Origin of the sequence: Massilia scottii (assembly GCF_030846495.1) — a bacterium.
In the GTDB taxonomy this organism is placed as follows: Bacteria; Pseudomonadota; Gammaproteobacteria; order Burkholderiales; family Burkholderiaceae_D; genus Telluria_A; species Telluria_A violaceinigra.
In genome coordinates this window covers 253,304-267,898 of the sequence record NZ_JAVCWM010000006.1, presented here as the reverse complement: position 1 = coordinate 267,898, position 14,595 = coordinate 253,304, and the positions used below count along the sequence as shown (strand labels likewise).

Here is a 14,595-nt window from a genome sequence, read left to right as displayed (position 1 = left end):
GCCCGGCTTCCCCATGTCCCCGACCACGATCATTCTCATCCGCCACGGCGAAACCGCCTGGAACGCCGAACGCCGCCTCCAGGGCCATATCGATATCGCCCTCAATGACGAGGGCCTGCGCCAGGCCAGCGCGCTGGCCGACGCCCTGGCGGGCGAGCACCTCGACCTGATCGTCTCCAGCGACCTGCAGCGCGCCGCCCAGACCGCCGATGCCGTGGCCCGCACGCGCAGCATGCCGGTCCGGCGCGACCCTTTGCTGCGCGAACGCTGCTTCGGCGGCTTCGAGGGCTTGCTGTACGCCGAGATCGAACAGCGCTTCCCGGTGGAATTTGCCGCCTGGCAGGCGCGCGAGATCGATGCGCCGATGCCGTCCGGCGCACGGGCGGCCGAAACGTTCCGCCAGTTTTACCAGCGCGCCGTTGCCGCCATCATTGAATGGGGCGAATCTCATCCGGGCCAGAGCCTGGCCCTGGTGGCCCACGGCGGCGTGCTCGAATGCGCCTACCGCGCCGCGCTCGGCCTGTCGCTGGAAACGCCGCGCGACTTTCCGGTGCTCAACGCCAGCGTCAACCGCTTCCACCTGCTTGACGGCAAGCTGAGCCTGCTCAGTTGGGGCGAGGTCGGACACTTGCAGCCACGCGTGCTGGATGAGCTCAATTGAGGCTTGTCAAGCGTGCACGATCCCGTTTTTGTGGCCGCGCGGTGCTGTCAAATGAAAAATAGTGCTTATTAATTGAGCAGCACTTCAGGTAAAATAGAGGGTTCCCGCAAACTCTGAGCGTCCCGCCCGTGCAAATTGGTCCTTACTTGCTGCGCAATAATGTTTTCGTTGCTCCCATGGCGGGGGTGACGGATCGTCCTTTCCGACAACTTTGCAAGCAGCTGGGCGCCGGCTATGCCGTCTCCGAAATGGCCGCCTCGAACCCGCGGCTGTGGGCCACCGAAAAGAGTTCGCGCCGCACCGACCATGAAGGCGAAATGGAGCCGAAAGCGGTCCAGATCGCCGGTGCCGACCCGCAAGACCTGGCCGACTGCGCCAAGTTCAACGTGGACCGTGGCGCCCAGATCATCGATATCAATATGGGTTGCCCGGTCAAGAAGGTGTGCAACAGCTGGTGCGGTTCGGCCTTGCTGCAGCACGAAGACCTGGTCGAACAAATCCTGTACGCCGTGGTGCGCGCGGTGGACGTGCCGGTGACATTGAAATTTCGCACCGGCTGGAACCGCGAAAACAAGAACGCCCTGCGCATCGCCCGCATCGCCGAACAGGCCGGCATCCGGATGCTGACCCTGCACGGGCGCACCCGGGCCGACGGCTACAGCGGCGACGCCGAGTACGAGACCATTGCGGCCGTCAAGGCCTCGGTCGCCATTCCCGTGGTGGCCAACGGCGACATCACCACCCCCGAAAAGGCGAAACATGTCCTGGCCGTGACCGGGGCCGATGCGGTGATGATCGGGCGCGCGGCCCAGGGCCGGCCGTGGATTTGCCGCGAAGTCGACCATTACCTGCGCACCGGCCTGCATCTGCCCGCGCCGGCGGTGGAGGAAGTACGCGCGCTGATGAACGAACATTTGCAGGCCCACTACGCGTTTTACGGCGAATTTTTGGGCGTGCGCACGGCGCGCAAGCACATCGGCTGGTATGTGCGCGACCTGATCGGCGGAGAAGAATTCCGCCAGCAAATGAACCTGCTGGAATCGACCGAGGCACAGTTGCGCGCGGTCGATGCCTTTTTTGAAACGCAACATGTTCATGGGGAACGGTTACAATACCGGCCCGCGGCCCTTGCTCAAGTGGCATTGGCAGCCTGACACGGCACAGCTAGCAATACGACATACTGGAACGACCGCTGCCTGCAGAGCCGCGGCGAAACATTTAATCCGCAGAAAAGCACCAACATAATATGAGCAAAGAAAGTATCCAGGAAGTTGTCCAGAAGAGTCTTGAAGAGTATTTCAACGACCTTGGCGAGCAGCAGGCATCGAACATCTACGATATGGTGGTCCTGACCGTCGAAAAACCGATCCTCGAGGTCGTCATGACGCGAGCGGAAGGCAACCAGTCGCACGCGGCCCAGATGCTGGGCATCAACCGCAATACCTTGCGGAAGAAATTGCAGGAACACGGACTGCTGTAATTAGTCTTATTAGCACACACTGAGTGGCCGTGCTATCGAGCGCGAGCCCATCGCGCCCGAGGGGTGCGCCAGTGCAAACACCGAATACTCCACAACCAGGCCACTCACCATGATCAAACAAGCCCTCATTTCCGTTTCCGACAAGACCGGCGTGCTCGACTTTGCACGCGCGTTGTCCGCGCTCGGCGTCGGCATCCTGTCCACCGGCGGCACCGCCAAGCTGCTGGCCGATAACGGCGTGGCCGTCACCGAAGTGGCGGATTACACGGGCTTTCCGGAAATGCTCGATGGCCGGGTCAAGACCCTGCACCCGAAAGTGCACGGCGGCATCCTGGCACGCCGCGACTTTCCCGAGCACGTCGCCAAGCTGAGCGAGCACGACATTCCGACCATCGACATGGTGGTGGTCAACCTGTATCCGTTCCAGGCGACCGTAGCCAAGGACGATTGCTCGCTGGAAGACGCGATCGAAAACATCGATATCGGCGGCCCGACCATGCTGCGCTCGGCTGCCAAGAACCACAAGGACGTAATCGTCATCTGCGATCCGACCGACTACGCGCAGGTGCTGGCGGAAGTGACGGCCGGTGAAGTGCCTTACGACACCAAGTTCCGCCTGGCTAAAAAAGTGTTCGCTCACACCGCACAATACGACGGCGCCATCACCAATTACCTGACCAGCCTGGGCGAAGACAAGGCCCACGCCACGCGCGCGGCCTATCCGCAAACGCTGAACATGACGTTCGAAAAAGTGCAGGACATGCGCTACGGCGAAAACCCGCACCAGTCGGCCGCGTTCTACCGCGACCTGGCGCCGGCCGCCGGTTCGCTGTCCGCCTACAAGCAATTGCAGGGCAAGGAACTGTCATATAACAATATCGCCGACGCCGATGCGGCATGGGAATGCGTCAAGTCGCTGGGCGGCCTGGGCCAGCCAGCCGGCTGCGTGATCGTCAAGCACGCCAATCCGTGCGGCGTGGCAATCGGCACCGATGCGCTCGACGCCTACAGCCGCGCGCTGCAGACCGACCCGACGTCGGCGTTCGGCGGCATCATCGCGCTGAACACTGAGCTGGACGGCAAGACCGCCGAAGCGATCGCCAAGCTGTTCGTGGAGGTCTTGATCGCGCCATCGTTCTCGGCTGAAGCACGCGCCATCATGGCGGCCAAGCAGAACGTGCGCCTGCTGGAAATTCCGCTGGGCGCGGCCAACAATCCGTTCGACGTCAAGCGCGTCGGCGGCGGCCTGCTGGTGCAGTCGCCGGATGCCAAGAATGTCGGCCTGGAGGAATTGCGCGTGGTCACCAAGAAGCAGCCGACCCAGCAGCAGTTGCAGGACATGATGTTCGCCTGGCGCGTGGCCAAGTTCGTGAAATCGAACGCCATCGTCTTCTGCGCCAACGGCATGACCCTGGGCGTGGGCGCCGGCCAGATGAGCCGCATCGACTCGGCCCGCATCGCCTCGATCAAGGCCCAGAACGCCGGCCTGACCCTGGCTGGTTCGGCCGTGGCGTCGGATGCCTTCTTCCCGTTCCGCGACGGCCTCGACGTGGTGGTCGATGCGGGCGCGACCTGCGTGATCCAGCCGGGCGGTTCGATGCGCGACCAGGAAGTGATCGATGCCGCCGACGAGCGCGGCGTGGTGATGCTGTACACCGGCGCGCGCCATTTCCGTCATTAATTTCGACGGCTTGCGCAAGTTTGGTATACCGAAGTTTCTCCGGCGGTATACCATTCGTCCATGATTATTCTTGGCATTGACCCGGGCCTGCGCACCACAGGCTTCGGGCTTATCGAAAAGCAGGGCAACAAACTGCGCTACATCGCTTCCGGCACCATCAAGACGGTGTCCGAAGGCGAGCTCCCCGGCCGTCTCAAGGTGATCCTGCACGGGATCGCCGAGATCGTCCGCACCTACCAGCCCGATTGCGCGGCGGTGGAAAAAGTCTTCGTCAACGTCAATCCTCAATCGACCTTGCTGCTCGGGCAAGCGCGCGGCGCCGCCATCACGGCGCTGGTTGGCGCGGACCTGTCGGTGGCCGAGTACACGGCGCTGCAGGTCAAGCAGGCCGTCACCGGCCACGGCAAGGCGGCCAAGGAACAGGTGCAGGAAATGGTGGCGCGCCTCTTGGTGCTGCCCGGCCTGCCCGGCACCGACGCCGCCGACGCGCTCGGCGTGGCAATCTGCCACGCCAACAGTGTCGACGCGCTGGCGCTGATCGGCGCGCTGGCGCCCTCGCTTTCCGGCCTGCGCATGAAGCGCGGCCGTCTCGTTTAACCTTGTTTTAAGGTCTACCCCATGATCGGACGTATTTCCGGAACGCTGCTCGAAAAAAATCCGCCGCAGTTGCTTATCGATTGTCACGGTGTCGGCTATGAAGTCGATGTGCCGATGAGTACCTATTACGATCTGCCCGCACTCGGCGCGCAAGTCACCCTGTTCACGCATCAGGCGATCCGCGAAGATGCGCATTTGCTGTTTGGCTTCGGCAACGCGGCCGAGCGCGCGGTGTTCCGCCAGTTGATCAAGATCACCGGCGTGGGTGCGCGCACGGCGCTGTCGATCCTGTCGGGCATGACGGTGAACGACCTGGCGCAGGCCGTGACCTTGCAGGAAGCGGGTCGTCTGGTGAAGGTGCCCGGCATCGGCAAGAAGACGGCGGAACGGCTGCTGCTGGAACTGAAGGGCAAGCTCGGCGCCGACCTCGGCTCGGTGGGCGGCGTGGTGCAGCACGATGCGCAATCTGACATTTTGAATGCGCTGCTGGCGTTGGGGTATTCTGACAAGGAGGCCACGGCCGCGCTGAGGAATATGCCGGCCGGCAGCACCGTCTCGGACGGCATCAAGTTCGCGCTCAAGGCGCTGTCCAAGGGCTGACGCTAACATTTACACGAAAGTTCATCCATGAGTATCCAGACCGACGACTTCAGCGAGCAGCGCATCATCGCGCCCACGCCCGCGTCGCCCAATGAAGAGGCGATCGAGCGCGCGCTGCGGCCCAAGCAGCTCGACGAATACGTCGGCCAGGAAAAAATCCGCGGCCAGCTCGAGATTTTCATTTCGGCCGCGCGCAAGCGGCGCGAAGCGCTCGATCACACCTTGCTGTTCGGGCCGCCGGGGCTGGGCAAGACGACGCTGGCGCACATCATCGCGCGCGAGATGGGCGTGAATTTGCGCCAGACGTCCGGCCCGGTGCTGGAGCGGCCGGGCGACTTGGCTGCGATTCTGACCAATCTCGAAGCGAACGATGTGCTGTTCATCGACGAGATTCACCGCCTCTCGCCGGTGGTGGAAGAGATTTTGTATCCGGCGCTGGAAGACTACCAGATCGACATCATGATCGGCGAAGGGCCGGCGGCGCGTTCGGTCAAGCTGGACCTGCAGCCGTTCACGCTGGTGGGCGCGACCACGCGCGCCGGCATGCTGACCAATCCGCTGCGCGACCGTTTCGGCATCGTGGCGCGGCTGGAGTTCTATAACACGGCGGAACTGACGCGGATTGTGACGCGCAGTGCTTCGCTGCTGAACGCGCCCATCGTCGAAGAAGGCGCGCGCGAAATCGCCCTGCGCGCGCGCGGCACGCCGCGGATCGCCAACCGGCTGCTGCGGCGCGTGCGCGATTATGCGGAGGTGAAGGGTACCGGTGAAATTACCAAGGCCATGGCCGATGCTGCGCTGGTGATGCTCGATGTCGACTCGGTGGGTTTTGACGTCATGGACCGCAAGCTGCTCGAAGCGGTGCTGTTCAAGTTCGGCGGCGGGCCGGTTGGCATCGGCAATCTTGCGGCGGCCATCGGCGAGGAAAGCGATACGATTGAAGATGTGCTCGAACCATATCTGATCCAGCAAGGCTATTTGCAGCGCACCCCGCGCGGACGCATCGCCACGCCGCTGGCCTACCAACACTTCGGCCTGTCCGCGCCGCGCACCAGCCCGACGGGCGACTTGTGGGACAACCTGGGGGGCTGAGCCAGCCGGGTTAGGTGCGTCGGCGGCCGTCTCTTCGGGGTGGGATATGCGTGGACTGTTCGCGCTTGCGCTCGCGTCGCTTGTTCCACCAGTCGCAGCAGTGGGCGCCGTCGCCGCAGCCGGATAAACAGTCGCACGCCTTTCCGGCGGTCGACGGCGACAGATCGCAATCGCAGGGGAGGTCGCACTCGCCTGCCTGATTCGGCCTGGCCAGGAGGCGTGCCGTGGCGGGCCGCTCTACTGTGGGCTGGTAGCGGCGGTAGGCGATCCCGCATTTTCGCAGGCGCCCGTTCAGGATTGCCAAGCCATCCCACAAACCGAAGCGGCGGATGGCGCGTGCACCAAGATGCGAGCAGCTGGCGTTGCCGGTATAGGCGCAATAGGCGCAGCGGAAACCCTTGTACGGCGACAGATGGCGCTGGTAGAACCCGATTGCCGATAGCGCGAGTGTTTTCATTATGGTGCTTTATCACCGTGTCTTGTGACGGCGCCTGTTTGATTGCCAAGAAGAACATTTCGCACGAGTATGGTTGCTTGACCCTTCCAGAACAAGCAGGTATTTACGAGGTTTTGCTACCGTAAACTAGGAGAGACATCTGCATGCAACACCGGCACCGATCACGTCAGATATTCCGCTGCGTCAAATTCGCGCCGAGTATAACGACGTCACCATTCGCGCCTATCAGGCGTATTCCCATCCGATCACGGATGCGGCATTGGCTGCGGGCACCTTCGTTTCGCCCCACGCCGAGGCCATCCCAAACGCCGTAACGGCGGATGGCCCGTGCACCGAGCGCCGAACAGCTGGCGTTGCCGGTGTAGGCGCAGTAGGCGCAGCGGAAACCCTTGTAGGGCGACAGATGGCGCTGGTAGAAACCGATGGCCGATAGCGCGAGTGTTTTCATCATGGTGTGCTTGTCACCGTTTCTTGCAATGGCGCCTGTTTGATTGCCAAGGAGAACATTTCGCACGAAGTATGGTCGGGGGACACTTCCAGAACAAGCAGGTATTCACGAGGCTTTCCTACCGTAAACTAGGAGAGACATCCGTGTGCCTGCACGCCCGGTGAACCTGTGCATGACGCACCAGATTCACGCGATGGGGGAAGCACGGCGCTTGTAAGATAGCGGACCCGAGGATGCTACCAGCCATTTGACAAATTTTCTCAGGGGAACATTTAATGAAAATGAATGAAGGCAGACGGTGGAATGTGTATCTGCTCTGTCAATCCGGTACCGCTGGCGGCGGTGGATTTTTACGGTTCCGCGTCAGGAATTTCTTCCAGGCCGAGAGTTCGAAAAACGTGCCGAGCAGCGCAAAACCGGCTGCGTATTCTTTCGACGGCATGGTAAAGAACAGCACAGCGGCCAGCGCGAAGCAGACCGTTGCGGTGAGATGGGGGTTTTTCATGATGACCAGGCTCGCAAGCGTTATCGACTGCGGAGTATGCACCGCAAACCAAGGTGCATCAAGCTTGCTCACTTGTGTGGAAACACATCGTCGGATCGCTCACGCCGGCGCAGCGGACGATACGTGCGGTTGCGCCGGGCCGGCCACACGAAGGTGGCGAACATATAGACCGAGAAGCACAGCAGCGGTCCCATCACGCCCAGCACGGCCGGTTCGGGATACAGATACACCATGGCGCTGCCCGCGACCAGCTGGAACAGCACGATCACGGCCGCCAGCCTGCGCCGCCATGCCGAGCGCTGGATACGCGCGCCGGCAATGGCGAAAAAAACATACCCCGCCGCGAAGGCAAGAATACCCGCACCCATGAGCAGCAAGGTCGCGTCGCCGGCGAACGGGTGACGCTGCGCCGGCGGCAGCAAGGTAATCGAGGTGGCGAACAGTGACGCCATGCCGGCCAAAAAGGCGAGCACTTGTAAAAGTAACATCTGGACTCCGCGTGGTGCAACGGACCCAGTGAGCGTCCGGCAAACTTCACTTGGCAAAAATTGCCGACTATGTATGAAACTTGTCGAAAGATAACACATGATGCCGTGACGCGCCAGCCGCTGGCGTTATACTGCGCGCACACCCCCGATAACCCGCCAAGAAAGAAGTGACGATGATGCAAATCTGGGTCGATGCCGATGCCTGTCCGGTCGTCATCAAGGACATCCTGTACCGCGTGGCCGAGCGCCTGCAACTGAACGTAACCCTGGTCGCCAACCAGCTGATGCGGGTGCCGCCATCGCGCTTCGTGCGCGCGGTGCAGGTGCCGGCCGGCGCCGACGTGGCCGATGCCGAAATCGTGCGCCTGCTCGCTCCCGGCGACCTGGTGGTCACGGGCGACATTCCGCTGGCCGCCGATGTGCTGACCAAGGGCGGCTTCGCGCTCAATCCGCGCGGCGAGTTCTACACCAACGACAACATCGCCCAGATGCTCACGATGCGCAAATTCATGGATGAATTACGCGGCAGCGGCGTCGACACCGGCGGCCCGGCGCCCTTCGGCCAGGCCGACCGCCAGAACTTCGCCAACCAGCTCGACCGTCACTTGGCCCGCCACGCCAAACGCCCCTGAACCCGCGTACAATATCGGTACGGCCTGACGAAAAAGCAAGATTACTGAAAAGGTAAGCATGACGCTGTTACGTATTCTTGGCCTCATGGTCGCCGCGCTTGCCATGGTCGGTTTCGGCGTGTGCGGGGCCCTGGGCGTGCTGATCGGTACTCACCCCGGCGCCGATCTGGTCGACAGCTTCAACATCTACTTTTTCCTTGGTCTGGCGGGTCTGGCCGTGTGTGCCGCGCTTTTCTGGTTCCTCGGCAGGAAAGCGTATAAAGCGTTCGCATCGTCCGGCAAGCAATAGCCGGTCCATCTCCTTCTGAACGCAGTTTCTCGTGAGGCAACTATGATCTTTCTGCGCGTTATCGGGCTGATGATTGCCCTGGCCGCGATGGTGAGCTTTGGCGCATGTGGCGTGCTCGGCCTGATTCTCGGCACCCATTCCGCGCAGAAAACAGGATCCCTCGAGTTGCTTGTGTATGGCTACATCGGGCTGGGGATTGCAGCCATGATTGCCTGGGGTATTTTCCGCCGCATGAGGGTGGCGCGCGCGCGCCGCGTGTCGACGCCGCCCCGGCAATGAGCGTGCAATTGCTCTCTCCCGGCGCCGCCCATGCCGTTCACCTGCTGTTCGAGTGGGCCGCCATCGCCATCGGCGTGCAGCTGTACCGGCGCCAGCGCGCGCGCAGCGGCGCCAGCGGCATCCTCAGCAACAGCGGCTATGCCGTCGTGATCGGCTGCATCCTCGGCGCCGCCATCGGCAACAAGCTGGTGTTCTGGATCGAGTACCCCCACCTGTGGGCCGCGCACGCGGGCAACGTGACGGTCTTGATGTCGGGGCAGTCGATTGTCGGCGGCCTGCTGGGCGGCTTGCTGGGCGTGGAAATGGCCAAGAAACTGACCGGCCAGCGCCAGTCCACCGGCGACCAGTTCGTGCTGCCGCTGATGGTCGGTATCGCCCTCGGGCGCATCGGCTGTTTTCTGGCGGGCCTGAACGACGGCACCTACGGCACGGCGACCACGCTGCCATGGGGCGTCGATTTCGGCGACGGCATCGATCGCCATCCCACCCAGCTTTACGACATCATCTTCGTGCTCGCGTGGGGCGGCCTGCTGCTGGCGCTGCGCGCGCGCTGGTGCGACAAACCGGGCCTGATGTTCAAGCTGTTCTTGTCCGGCTACCTGTTCTGGCGCCTCGCCATCGATGCCGTCAAGCCGCTGCGCTACGACTATGGCGCGGGCCTGGGCGGGGTGCAGCTGGTCTGCCTGGCCGCGCTGCTCTGCTATCTTCCATTTCTCGCCAGGCAGCTTGGCGGGCCGGCACCCCTGAAAGCGATTGAACCATGAGCCGGAAAATCCGTCCCTATCTGTTTTACGACACCACCACCTCGGTGTGTTCGACCTGTCTTCATCCGGTCGAGGCCAAGATCATCTTCAAGGGCACCGATGTCTTCATGGACAAGTGGTGCAGCGCGCACGGCGCCGAACGCGTGCTGGTGAGCGACGATGTCGACTACTACCGCCTGTGCCGCGAAGTCTTCGTCAAGCATCCGGAGATGCCGCAGACCTTCAACACGCCCATGCAATACGGCTGCCCATACGACTGCGGCCTGTGTCCCGATCATATGCAGCACTCCTGCCTGTCGATCGTCGAAATCACCGACAACTGCAACCTGAACTGCCCCGTGTGTTATGCCGAAAGCGGCACCCACCGCGAGCTGCACAAAAGCTTCGAGGACATCATCAAGATGCTCGACGCGGTCGTCGCCAACGAGGGCGAGGCGGACGTGATGCAGCTTTCGGGCGGCGAGCCGACCCTGCATCCGCGCTTCTGGGACATTCTCGACGCGGCCAAGGCGCGTCCGATCAAGCACGTGATGGTCAACACCAACGGCATCGTGCTGGCGCAGGACCCGGCGTTCGCGCAGCGCCTGGCTACCTACGCGCCCGGCATCGAGGTCTACCTGCAGTTCGATTCCCTGCGCGGCGCGGTGCACAAGGCCCTGCGCGGCGCCGACCTGACCCGCATCCGCGCGCAGGCGCTGGCCAACCTGAACGCGGCGGGCGTGTCGACCACGCTGGTGGTGACGCTGAAAAAAGGCTTGAACGACGACGAAATCGGCGCCATCATCGACTTTGCGCTGACCCAGCCCTGCGTGCGCGGCGTGACCTTGCAACCGATCCAGGATGCCGGCCGGGTAGAGCAGTACGACCCGCGCGTGCACCGCCTGACGGTGTCCGAAGTGCGGCGCAAGATCGCCGAACAGACATCCTTGTTCACCTTGCAGGATATCGTTCCGGTGCCCTGCAATCCGGACACGCTGGCCATGGCGTATGCGCTCAAGACGGCCGATCAGGTGGTGCCGCTGACGCGCTACCTCGATCCGCAAACGCTGGTCGAAGGCAGCAGCAATACCATCGTGTTCGAGCGTGACGAGACGCTGAAAAAGAGCATGAAGGAGCACGTCTTCAAACTGTTCTCGACCAACCACTCTCCCGAGTCGCAGGCCAACTGCCTGTCCGAGTTGATGTGCTGCCTGCCGCTGATCGACGCGCCCGCGGGTCTGCGCTACGACAATGTCTTTCGCGTGCTGATCGTGCAGTTCATGGACGCGTATTCGCTCGACGTGCGCGCGCTGAAAAAATCATGCATCCATTTCGCGCTGCCGGACGGGAAGATGATTCCGTTCGAGAGCTACAACCTGCTGTACCGCGGCGGCGAGCAGCTGGCCGAGATCCGCGCCAGTATCGCGCAGCAAACCGCGCAGCGCAAAGGGCCGCGCAAGGTCATTCCGATCGGCGCGCAGTAAGGCCACACAGCCGGCATGCGCGTCAGCGCGGCGCGCGCTTGCTTGCAATGACTTCGCCGATGGAATGCGTGCCGGGTGCGTACAGCGCCAGCCCCGCGCCGGCAACGGCCATGGTCAGCGCCGCGGCCAGGAACGCCCAGCCGGTGCGCCGGATGGCCGGCTCGATCCAGTGAGCGCGGTCCAGGCCCCGCAGGCGGCGATACAAGCTGGCCGAGAGCAGCCCGTCGACCAGCAGTTCGGCGAACAGCAGCGGCGCCGAGGCCACCAGCGAGAACATCATGAAAATCGCTGCCCCGATGGCGGCGCAGATGGCAACGAGCAGCGCCAGCGGAATGGCCAGTTCTTCGGCGCTGCCGACCGCTTCGAGCGCTGTGTCGCTCACGTCCGACATCATCCCGCCGCCGGGCGGGTCGAAGTTGGCGCTGGCGCCGCCGCCATCGAAGCTGCCGCCCTTGCCGCTGAAGGCGACGTCTGAGCCGCGCCCGGATGGTGCCAGGTCGGGCAGGCCGCCGTCGCCGATGTCGCCGCCCCGCGAGCGCAGCCAGATCCACAGCAGAAAAAGGAAGGCGAGATAGGCGACGGCGATCGATGCCGGATAACGCAGCCACATGGTCTGCAGCCCAGCCAAGAGCAGCAGGAAGGATGCGAGAAAGCCCGCCGCGCCGGTCAGCGTGACCAGCAGGAGCATCTGCAAGCGCGGATAGCTGTCGCGTTCGAGCTTGCCGCGCAGGCGCTCGACGTCGCGCTCGCGCTGCGATACGGCGGGGCGCCGTCTCATGGGGTGTTCACGCAGGGCCGGCGTGCCGCGCGCCTAGTGTTCGGCCTTGTGGCATACGGCTTCGATATTGTGGCCATCGGGACCGATGACGAAGGCGCCGTAATAGTCCGGATGGTAATGCGCGCGGATGCCCGGTGCGCCGTTATCCTTTGCGCCGGCTTCGAGCGCGGCGGCGTAAAACTGGCGTACCTGTTCGCGGCTGTCGGCCACGAAGGCCACGTGCATCTGGCCCTGGACTGCGCCGCCCTGGCCGAACCAGAACTCGGGCTTGCCGTTTTTACCCAGGCCCGCCCAGCCCTTTACTTCGAGAACCAGGGAAATTCCCAGCGGCGCGAGCGCCTTGCCGAAAAAAGTTTTGCTCTGTTCGTAGTCGCTTACTGCAAAGCCAAGGTGGTCGATGATCATGTCAGGTCCGATGAAAAGTTAACGTGATGAAAGTGTCGCCATGTATGCTATGGCAACCTTGTGCTTTGAATAATATCAGGATTGACGACCAGCAACAATGCCGGTCGACGCCGCGCGCTACAGGCGGGAGAGAAACTTACTCTTCGCGCACCCAGACCTGGGAACGGCCGAACATCGGCATGCCCATGTAGCCGCGCACGTTGAGCTTCTTGCCGCCTTCGACGACTTTCAGCTTGCTCTTGTAGACCTTGCCGTTGTCCGGGTCGAGGATCTGGCCGCCGGTGTACTCGTCGCCTTCTTTTTTCAGGCCGCTCATGAAGGTCATGCCGAGGATCGGCTGGTCCTTGTTGGCGCCTTCGCACTTGGTGCACTTGGGATTCTGGTCGGTGCCCTCGGGGCGGAACAGTTTTTCGAGCTTGCCCTGGATTTCGCCGTTGTTGTCGCTGATGCGGATCAGCGCCTTCGGCTTGCCGGTCACGTCATCGATGTTTTTCCACAGGCCGACCGGGGACGCTGATTCCTGCGCCGAAACCAGTGCCGGCGCCGTGGCCAGCATCGCGGCGATCAGGGTTGCTGTTGTAAGTGCTTTCATGGGTGTCTCCAGTATTGTTGGTTTGTCCAGCGTTGCTAGTGTAGCAAACTGGCTTTGCACTGGCCCCACAACTTTGTATCAGGTTGTGTGGGCGTTACCGGGACACGCAAGGGCGGCAAAACTGGCCGTTTGGGGCGGGATGACCGCCCTGAGTCCAGGGCCGTCAGCGGGGTCAGGGCGCCGTGATGATCTTGGCGATCTCATTGCGGGTACCGGCAATCGGCGTGCCCTGGGTCGTCTGCTCTTCGCTGCGGATCACGCCGAAGCCTTTCGCCAGCCACGCCACTGACATCTGGCCTTTGACATCCGACGGCATGGTCAGTTTGCAGGTGTTGGCAAAGGTACGACCGGCGACAGTCATGGACTCAAACCCGGCAAACGTCATTTCGTCGGAGACTGTCTCTATTGTGGTTGTTGCGGGACCAAAGCTGGTGCTGGTGATCGTGTTGATGTAATTCGACACAACGGTCTGGCCAGGCACCATGTTGAGCACGATGACCGCTTCCTTGGAATACACGTCTTTGCCGTCGGGAATGCCTCGATCGCTGTACTGGGCAATTCCCAGTGGGGTATAGACGTTACCGTTGAGCGTATGGAAAGCTGCGCCAAAACGCGTTCCGTTCTCGCGCAGTTCGACGTCACCGATGGCCATCACGCCTTCGAACATTTCCTGGACGATCAAGTGGCTATATTTATTGGTCATCGTGTATTTCACACCGGGTGTCATCTCAAAGCATGTGGCGAAGGAGTTCGACGTGGGCGATAAGGTGCCTGGAGCAGGTGCGGGAGCCGGGGCAGGGGCAGGAGCAGGAGCAGGTGCAGGTGCAAGTGCAGGTGCAGGTGCGGGAACTGGAACGGCCGGAGCCACCGTTGCCGTATCAGGCACCGGCGCTGGTTCCGGAGCCACGACTGGCGCCGGCGCGGCAACCGGTGCCACCACCACAGGTTCTGGCGCAGTTACCGGCGCCGGCACCACGACGACTGGCGCAGCCGGCGCCATGGCCGGTGCGGTCGTGTTATCGGACGATCCGCCGCCGCAACCGGCGATCAGGACGCTGGACAGGGCGATGACATAGGCTGATTGTTTCATGTAATTTCTCTTTTCAAAAATAGTCGTACTTCCGCCAGCCAATGGAAATCCACCACGGCCATGCCGCGGGCTTGGCAAAAGTTGCTTGCAGTCTGCGTGCCGGCGTGAACCGGTGAATGATGTTGTTATGCGCGCTGCGAACGCCAGCCCCGTGCAAGCCACGGAACCGGGTAACAGGGGGGCTGTCGACGGCATGCGTCGATCAACGGGAACAAATCAGGAACATCGCAGGTGTCGGTCGGCTGACCAATAACGGGAGTGGGTCCCGCTCACCAAAGAACGATATTATAGAGA

The 14,595-nt window shown here is 62.5% G+C and carries 19 protein-coding genes and 2 pseudogenes; 13 read left to right on the top strand and 8 right to left on the bottom strand.

The features are described from left to right. Positions 1 to 13: 13 nt before the first annotated feature. The 7 genes from RBA41_RS10750 to ruvB all read left to right on the top strand — a co-directional run bounded on the left by RBA41_RS10750 (position 14) and on the right by ruvB (position 6,111). Complete coding sequence (locus tag RBA41_RS10750; protein ID WP_306623661.1) at positions 14 to 661, top strand: histidine phosphatase family protein; 648 nt, start codon at positions 14 to 16, stop codon at positions 659 to 661. A gap of 128 nt (positions 662 to 789) precedes the next feature. Further along, positions 790 to 1,815 (top strand): tRNA dihydrouridine synthase DusB, encoded by a 1,026-nt coding sequence (dusB, locus tag RBA41_RS10745; RefSeq protein WP_306623660.1) that lies wholly within the window; start codon positions 790 to 792, stop codon positions 1,813 to 1,815. A 92-nt stretch (positions 1,816 to 1,907) separates the two neighbouring features. After that, positions 1,908 to 2,141, top strand: a complete 234-nt coding sequence (locus RBA41_RS10740; RefSeq protein ID WP_054266301.1) for a helix-turn-helix domain-containing protein — start codon at positions 1,908 to 1,910, stop codon at positions 2,139 to 2,141. 109 nt (positions 2,142 to 2,250) lie between these two features. Beyond that, positions 2,251 to 3,822, top strand: a complete 1,572-nt coding sequence (purH, locus tag RBA41_RS10735) for a bifunctional phosphoribosylaminoimidazolecarboxamide formyltransferase/IMP cyclohydrolase (protein WP_099874292.1) — start codon at positions 2,251 to 2,253, stop codon at positions 3,820 to 3,822. Positions 3,823 to 3,882: 60 nt separating this feature from the next. Then, positions 3,883 to 4,419, top strand: a complete 537-nt coding sequence (gene ruvC, locus RBA41_RS10730; RefSeq protein ID WP_099874293.1) for a crossover junction endodeoxyribonuclease RuvC — start codon at positions 3,883 to 3,885, stop codon at positions 4,417 to 4,419. A gap of 21 nt (positions 4,420 to 4,440) precedes the next feature. Further along, the gene (gene ruvA / locus RBA41_RS10725) at positions 4,441 to 5,019 is read left to right on the top strand and encodes a Holliday junction branch migration protein RuvA (protein ID WP_099874294.1); all 579 of its coding nucleotides are present in this window, start codon (positions 4,441 to 4,443) and stop codon (positions 5,017 to 5,019) included. Positions 5,020 to 5,046: 27 nt separating this feature from the next. Next, entirely contained in the window at positions 5,047 to 6,111 is a 1,065-nt protein-coding gene (ruvB, locus tag RBA41_RS10720) for a Holliday junction branch migration DNA helicase RuvB (protein ID WP_306623659.1), read from the top strand. Between the two features lie 10 nt (positions 6,112 to 6,121). Here the strand turns inward: ruvB and yidD (RBA41_RS10715) are convergent, their stop codons facing one another. Continuing rightward, on the bottom strand, positions 6,122 to 6,568 hold the full coding sequence (gene yidD / locus RBA41_RS10715) for a membrane protein insertion efficiency factor YidD (protein WP_306623658.1): 447 nt from the start codon (positions 6,566 to 6,568) through the stop codon (positions 6,122 to 6,124). Between the two features lie 139 nt (positions 6,569 to 6,707). On the opposite strand from yidD (RBA41_RS10715), the pseudogene RBA41_RS33470 reads away from it, so the two are divergent. Beyond that, positions 6,708 to 6,806: pseudogene (locus tag RBA41_RS33470) on the top strand (hypothetical protein); the annotation flags it as partial. A gap of 63 nt (positions 6,807 to 6,869) precedes the next feature. Here the strand turns inward: RBA41_RS33470 and yidD (RBA41_RS33465) are convergent. From yidD (RBA41_RS33465) to RBA41_RS10700, 3 genes and pseudogenes are all read right to left on the bottom strand, one after another. Beyond that, positions 6,870 to 7,016 (bottom strand): annotated as a pseudogene (yidD, locus tag RBA41_RS33465) (membrane protein insertion efficiency factor YidD); the annotation flags it as partial. Between the two features lie 319 nt (positions 7,017 to 7,335). Continuing rightward, positions 7,336 to 7,593 carry a hypothetical protein gene (locus RBA41_RS10705; RefSeq protein WP_306623656.1) on the bottom strand — a complete coding sequence of 86 codons (258 nt, stop codon included), beginning with the start codon at positions 7,591 to 7,593 and terminating at the stop codon, positions 7,336 to 7,338. Next, on the bottom strand, positions 7,590 to 8,009 hold the full coding sequence (locus RBA41_RS10700) for a hypothetical protein (RefSeq protein ID WP_306623655.1): 420 nt from the start codon (positions 8,007 to 8,009) through the stop codon (positions 7,590 to 7,592). Before RBA41_RS10700 ends, RBA41_RS10705 begins: the two co-directional genes overlap by 4 nt. Before the next feature lie 176 nt (positions 8,010 to 8,185). Between RBA41_RS10700 and RBA41_RS10695 the strand changes: the two genes are divergently transcribed. From RBA41_RS10695 to RBA41_RS10675, 5 genes are read left to right on the top strand one after another with little or no spacing between them, the layout of a single operon-like run. Next, positions 8,186 to 8,641 carry a YaiI/YqxD family protein gene (locus RBA41_RS10695; protein ID WP_306623827.1) on the top strand — a complete coding sequence of 152 codons (456 nt, stop codon included), beginning with the start codon at positions 8,186 to 8,188 and terminating at the stop codon, positions 8,639 to 8,641. Between the two features lie 58 nt (positions 8,642 to 8,699). Further along, entirely contained in the window at positions 8,700 to 8,930 is a 231-nt protein-coding gene (locus RBA41_RS10690; RefSeq protein WP_306623654.1) for a hypothetical protein, read from the top strand. Positions 8,931 to 8,972: 42 nt separating this feature from the next. Beyond that, positions 8,973 to 9,209 carry a hypothetical protein gene (locus tag RBA41_RS10685; protein ID WP_306623653.1) on the top strand — a complete coding sequence of 79 codons (237 nt, stop codon included), beginning with the start codon at positions 8,973 to 8,975 and terminating at the stop codon, positions 9,207 to 9,209. Between the two features lie 2 nt (positions 9,210 to 9,211). Next, positions 9,212 to 9,973 carry a prolipoprotein diacylglyceryl transferase gene (locus RBA41_RS10680; RefSeq protein WP_306623652.1) on the top strand — a complete coding sequence of 254 codons (762 nt, stop codon included), beginning with the start codon at positions 9,212 to 9,214 and terminating at the stop codon, positions 9,971 to 9,973. After that, positions 9,970 to 11,436: a radical SAM protein gene (locus RBA41_RS10675; RefSeq protein WP_306623651.1), complete on the top strand. Its 1,467-nt coding sequence runs from the start codon at positions 9,970 to 9,972 to the stop codon at positions 11,434 to 11,436. Before RBA41_RS10680 ends, RBA41_RS10675 begins: the two co-directional genes overlap by 4 nt. 22 nt (positions 11,437 to 11,458) lie before the next feature. On the opposite strand, the gene RBA41_RS10670 is transcribed toward RBA41_RS10675, so the two are convergent. The 4 genes from RBA41_RS10670 to RBA41_RS10655 all read right to left on the bottom strand — a co-directional run bounded on the left by RBA41_RS10670 (position 11,459) and on the right by RBA41_RS10655 (position 14,301). Further along, entirely contained in the window at positions 11,459 to 12,214 is a 756-nt protein-coding gene (locus RBA41_RS10670; RefSeq protein WP_306623650.1) for a hypothetical protein, read from the bottom strand. Between the two features lie 33 nt (positions 12,215 to 12,247). Beyond that, a complete protein-coding gene (locus tag RBA41_RS10665; RefSeq protein WP_306623649.1) occupies positions 12,248 to 12,619 on the bottom strand; it encodes a VOC family protein in 372 nt (123 codons plus the stop codon). A gap of 136 nt (positions 12,620 to 12,755) precedes the next feature. Continuing rightward, positions 12,756 to 13,211 (bottom strand): DUF2147 domain-containing protein, encoded by a 456-nt coding sequence (locus RBA41_RS10660; protein ID WP_306623648.1) that lies wholly within the window; start codon positions 13,209 to 13,211, stop codon positions 12,756 to 12,758. Between the two features lie 172 nt (positions 13,212 to 13,383). Continuing rightward, positions 13,384 to 14,301: a hypothetical protein gene (locus RBA41_RS10655; protein ID WP_306623647.1), complete on the bottom strand. Its 918-nt coding sequence runs from the start codon at positions 14,299 to 14,301 to the stop codon at positions 13,384 to 13,386. Positions 14,302 to 14,595 lie beyond the last annotated feature (294 nt).

Bases quoted from the DNA above. Each gene is read 5' to 3' on its own strand.
- RBA41_RS10750 (WP_306623661.1), top strand. From the start codon at position 14: ATGTCCCCGACCACGATCATTCTCATCCGCCACGGCGAAACCGCCTGG.
- RBA41_RS10740 (WP_054266301.1), top strand. From the start codon at position 1,908: ATGAGCAAAGAAAGTATCCAGGAAGTTGTCCAGAAGAGTCTTGAAGAG.
- purH (WP_099874292.1), top strand. From the start codon at position 2,251: ATGATCAAACAAGCCCTCATTTCCGTTTCCGACAAGACCGGCGTGCTC.
- ruvC (WP_099874293.1), top strand. From the start codon at position 3,883: ATGATTATTCTTGGCATTGACCCGGGCCTGCGCACCACAGGCTTCGGG.
- ruvA (WP_099874294.1), top strand. From the start codon at position 4,441: ATGATCGGACGTATTTCCGGAACGCTGCTCGAAAAAAATCCGCCGCAG.
- ruvB (WP_306623659.1), top strand. From the start codon at position 5,047: ATGAGTATCCAGACCGACGACTTCAGCGAGCAGCGCATCATCGCGCCC.
- yidD (WP_306623658.1), bottom strand. From the start codon at position 6,568: ATGAAAACACTCGCGCTATCGGCAATCGGGTTCTACCAGCGCCATCTG.
- RBA41_RS10700 (WP_306623655.1), bottom strand. From the start codon at position 8,009: ATGTTACTTTTACAAGTGCTCGCCTTTTTGGCCGGCATGGCGTCACTG.
- RBA41_RS10695 (WP_306623827.1), top strand. From the start codon at position 8,186: ATGCAAATCTGGGTCGATGCCGATGCCTGTCCGGTCGTCATCAAGGAC.
- RBA41_RS10690 (WP_306623654.1), top strand. From the start codon at position 8,700: ATGACGCTGTTACGTATTCTTGGCCTCATGGTCGCCGCGCTTGCCATG.
- RBA41_RS10685 (WP_306623653.1), top strand. From the start codon at position 8,973: ATGATCTTTCTGCGCGTTATCGGGCTGATGATTGCCCTGGCCGCGATG.
- RBA41_RS10675 (WP_306623651.1), top strand. From the start codon at position 9,970: ATGAGCCGGAAAATCCGTCCCTATCTGTTTTACGACACCACCACCTCG.
- RBA41_RS10670 (WP_306623650.1), bottom strand. From the start codon at position 12,214: ATGAGACGGCGCCCCGCCGTATCGCAGCGCGAGCGCGACGTCGAGCGC.
- RBA41_RS10665 (WP_306623649.1), bottom strand. From the start codon at position 12,619: ATGATCATCGACCACCTTGGCTTTGCAGTAAGCGACTACGAACAGAGC.
- RBA41_RS10660 (WP_306623648.1), bottom strand. From the start codon at position 13,211: ATGAAAGCACTTACAACAGCAACCCTGATCGCCGCGATGCTGGCCACG.
- RBA41_RS10655 (WP_306623647.1), bottom strand. From the start codon at position 14,301: ATGAAACAATCAGCCTATGTCATCGCCCTGTCCAGCGTCCTGATCGCC.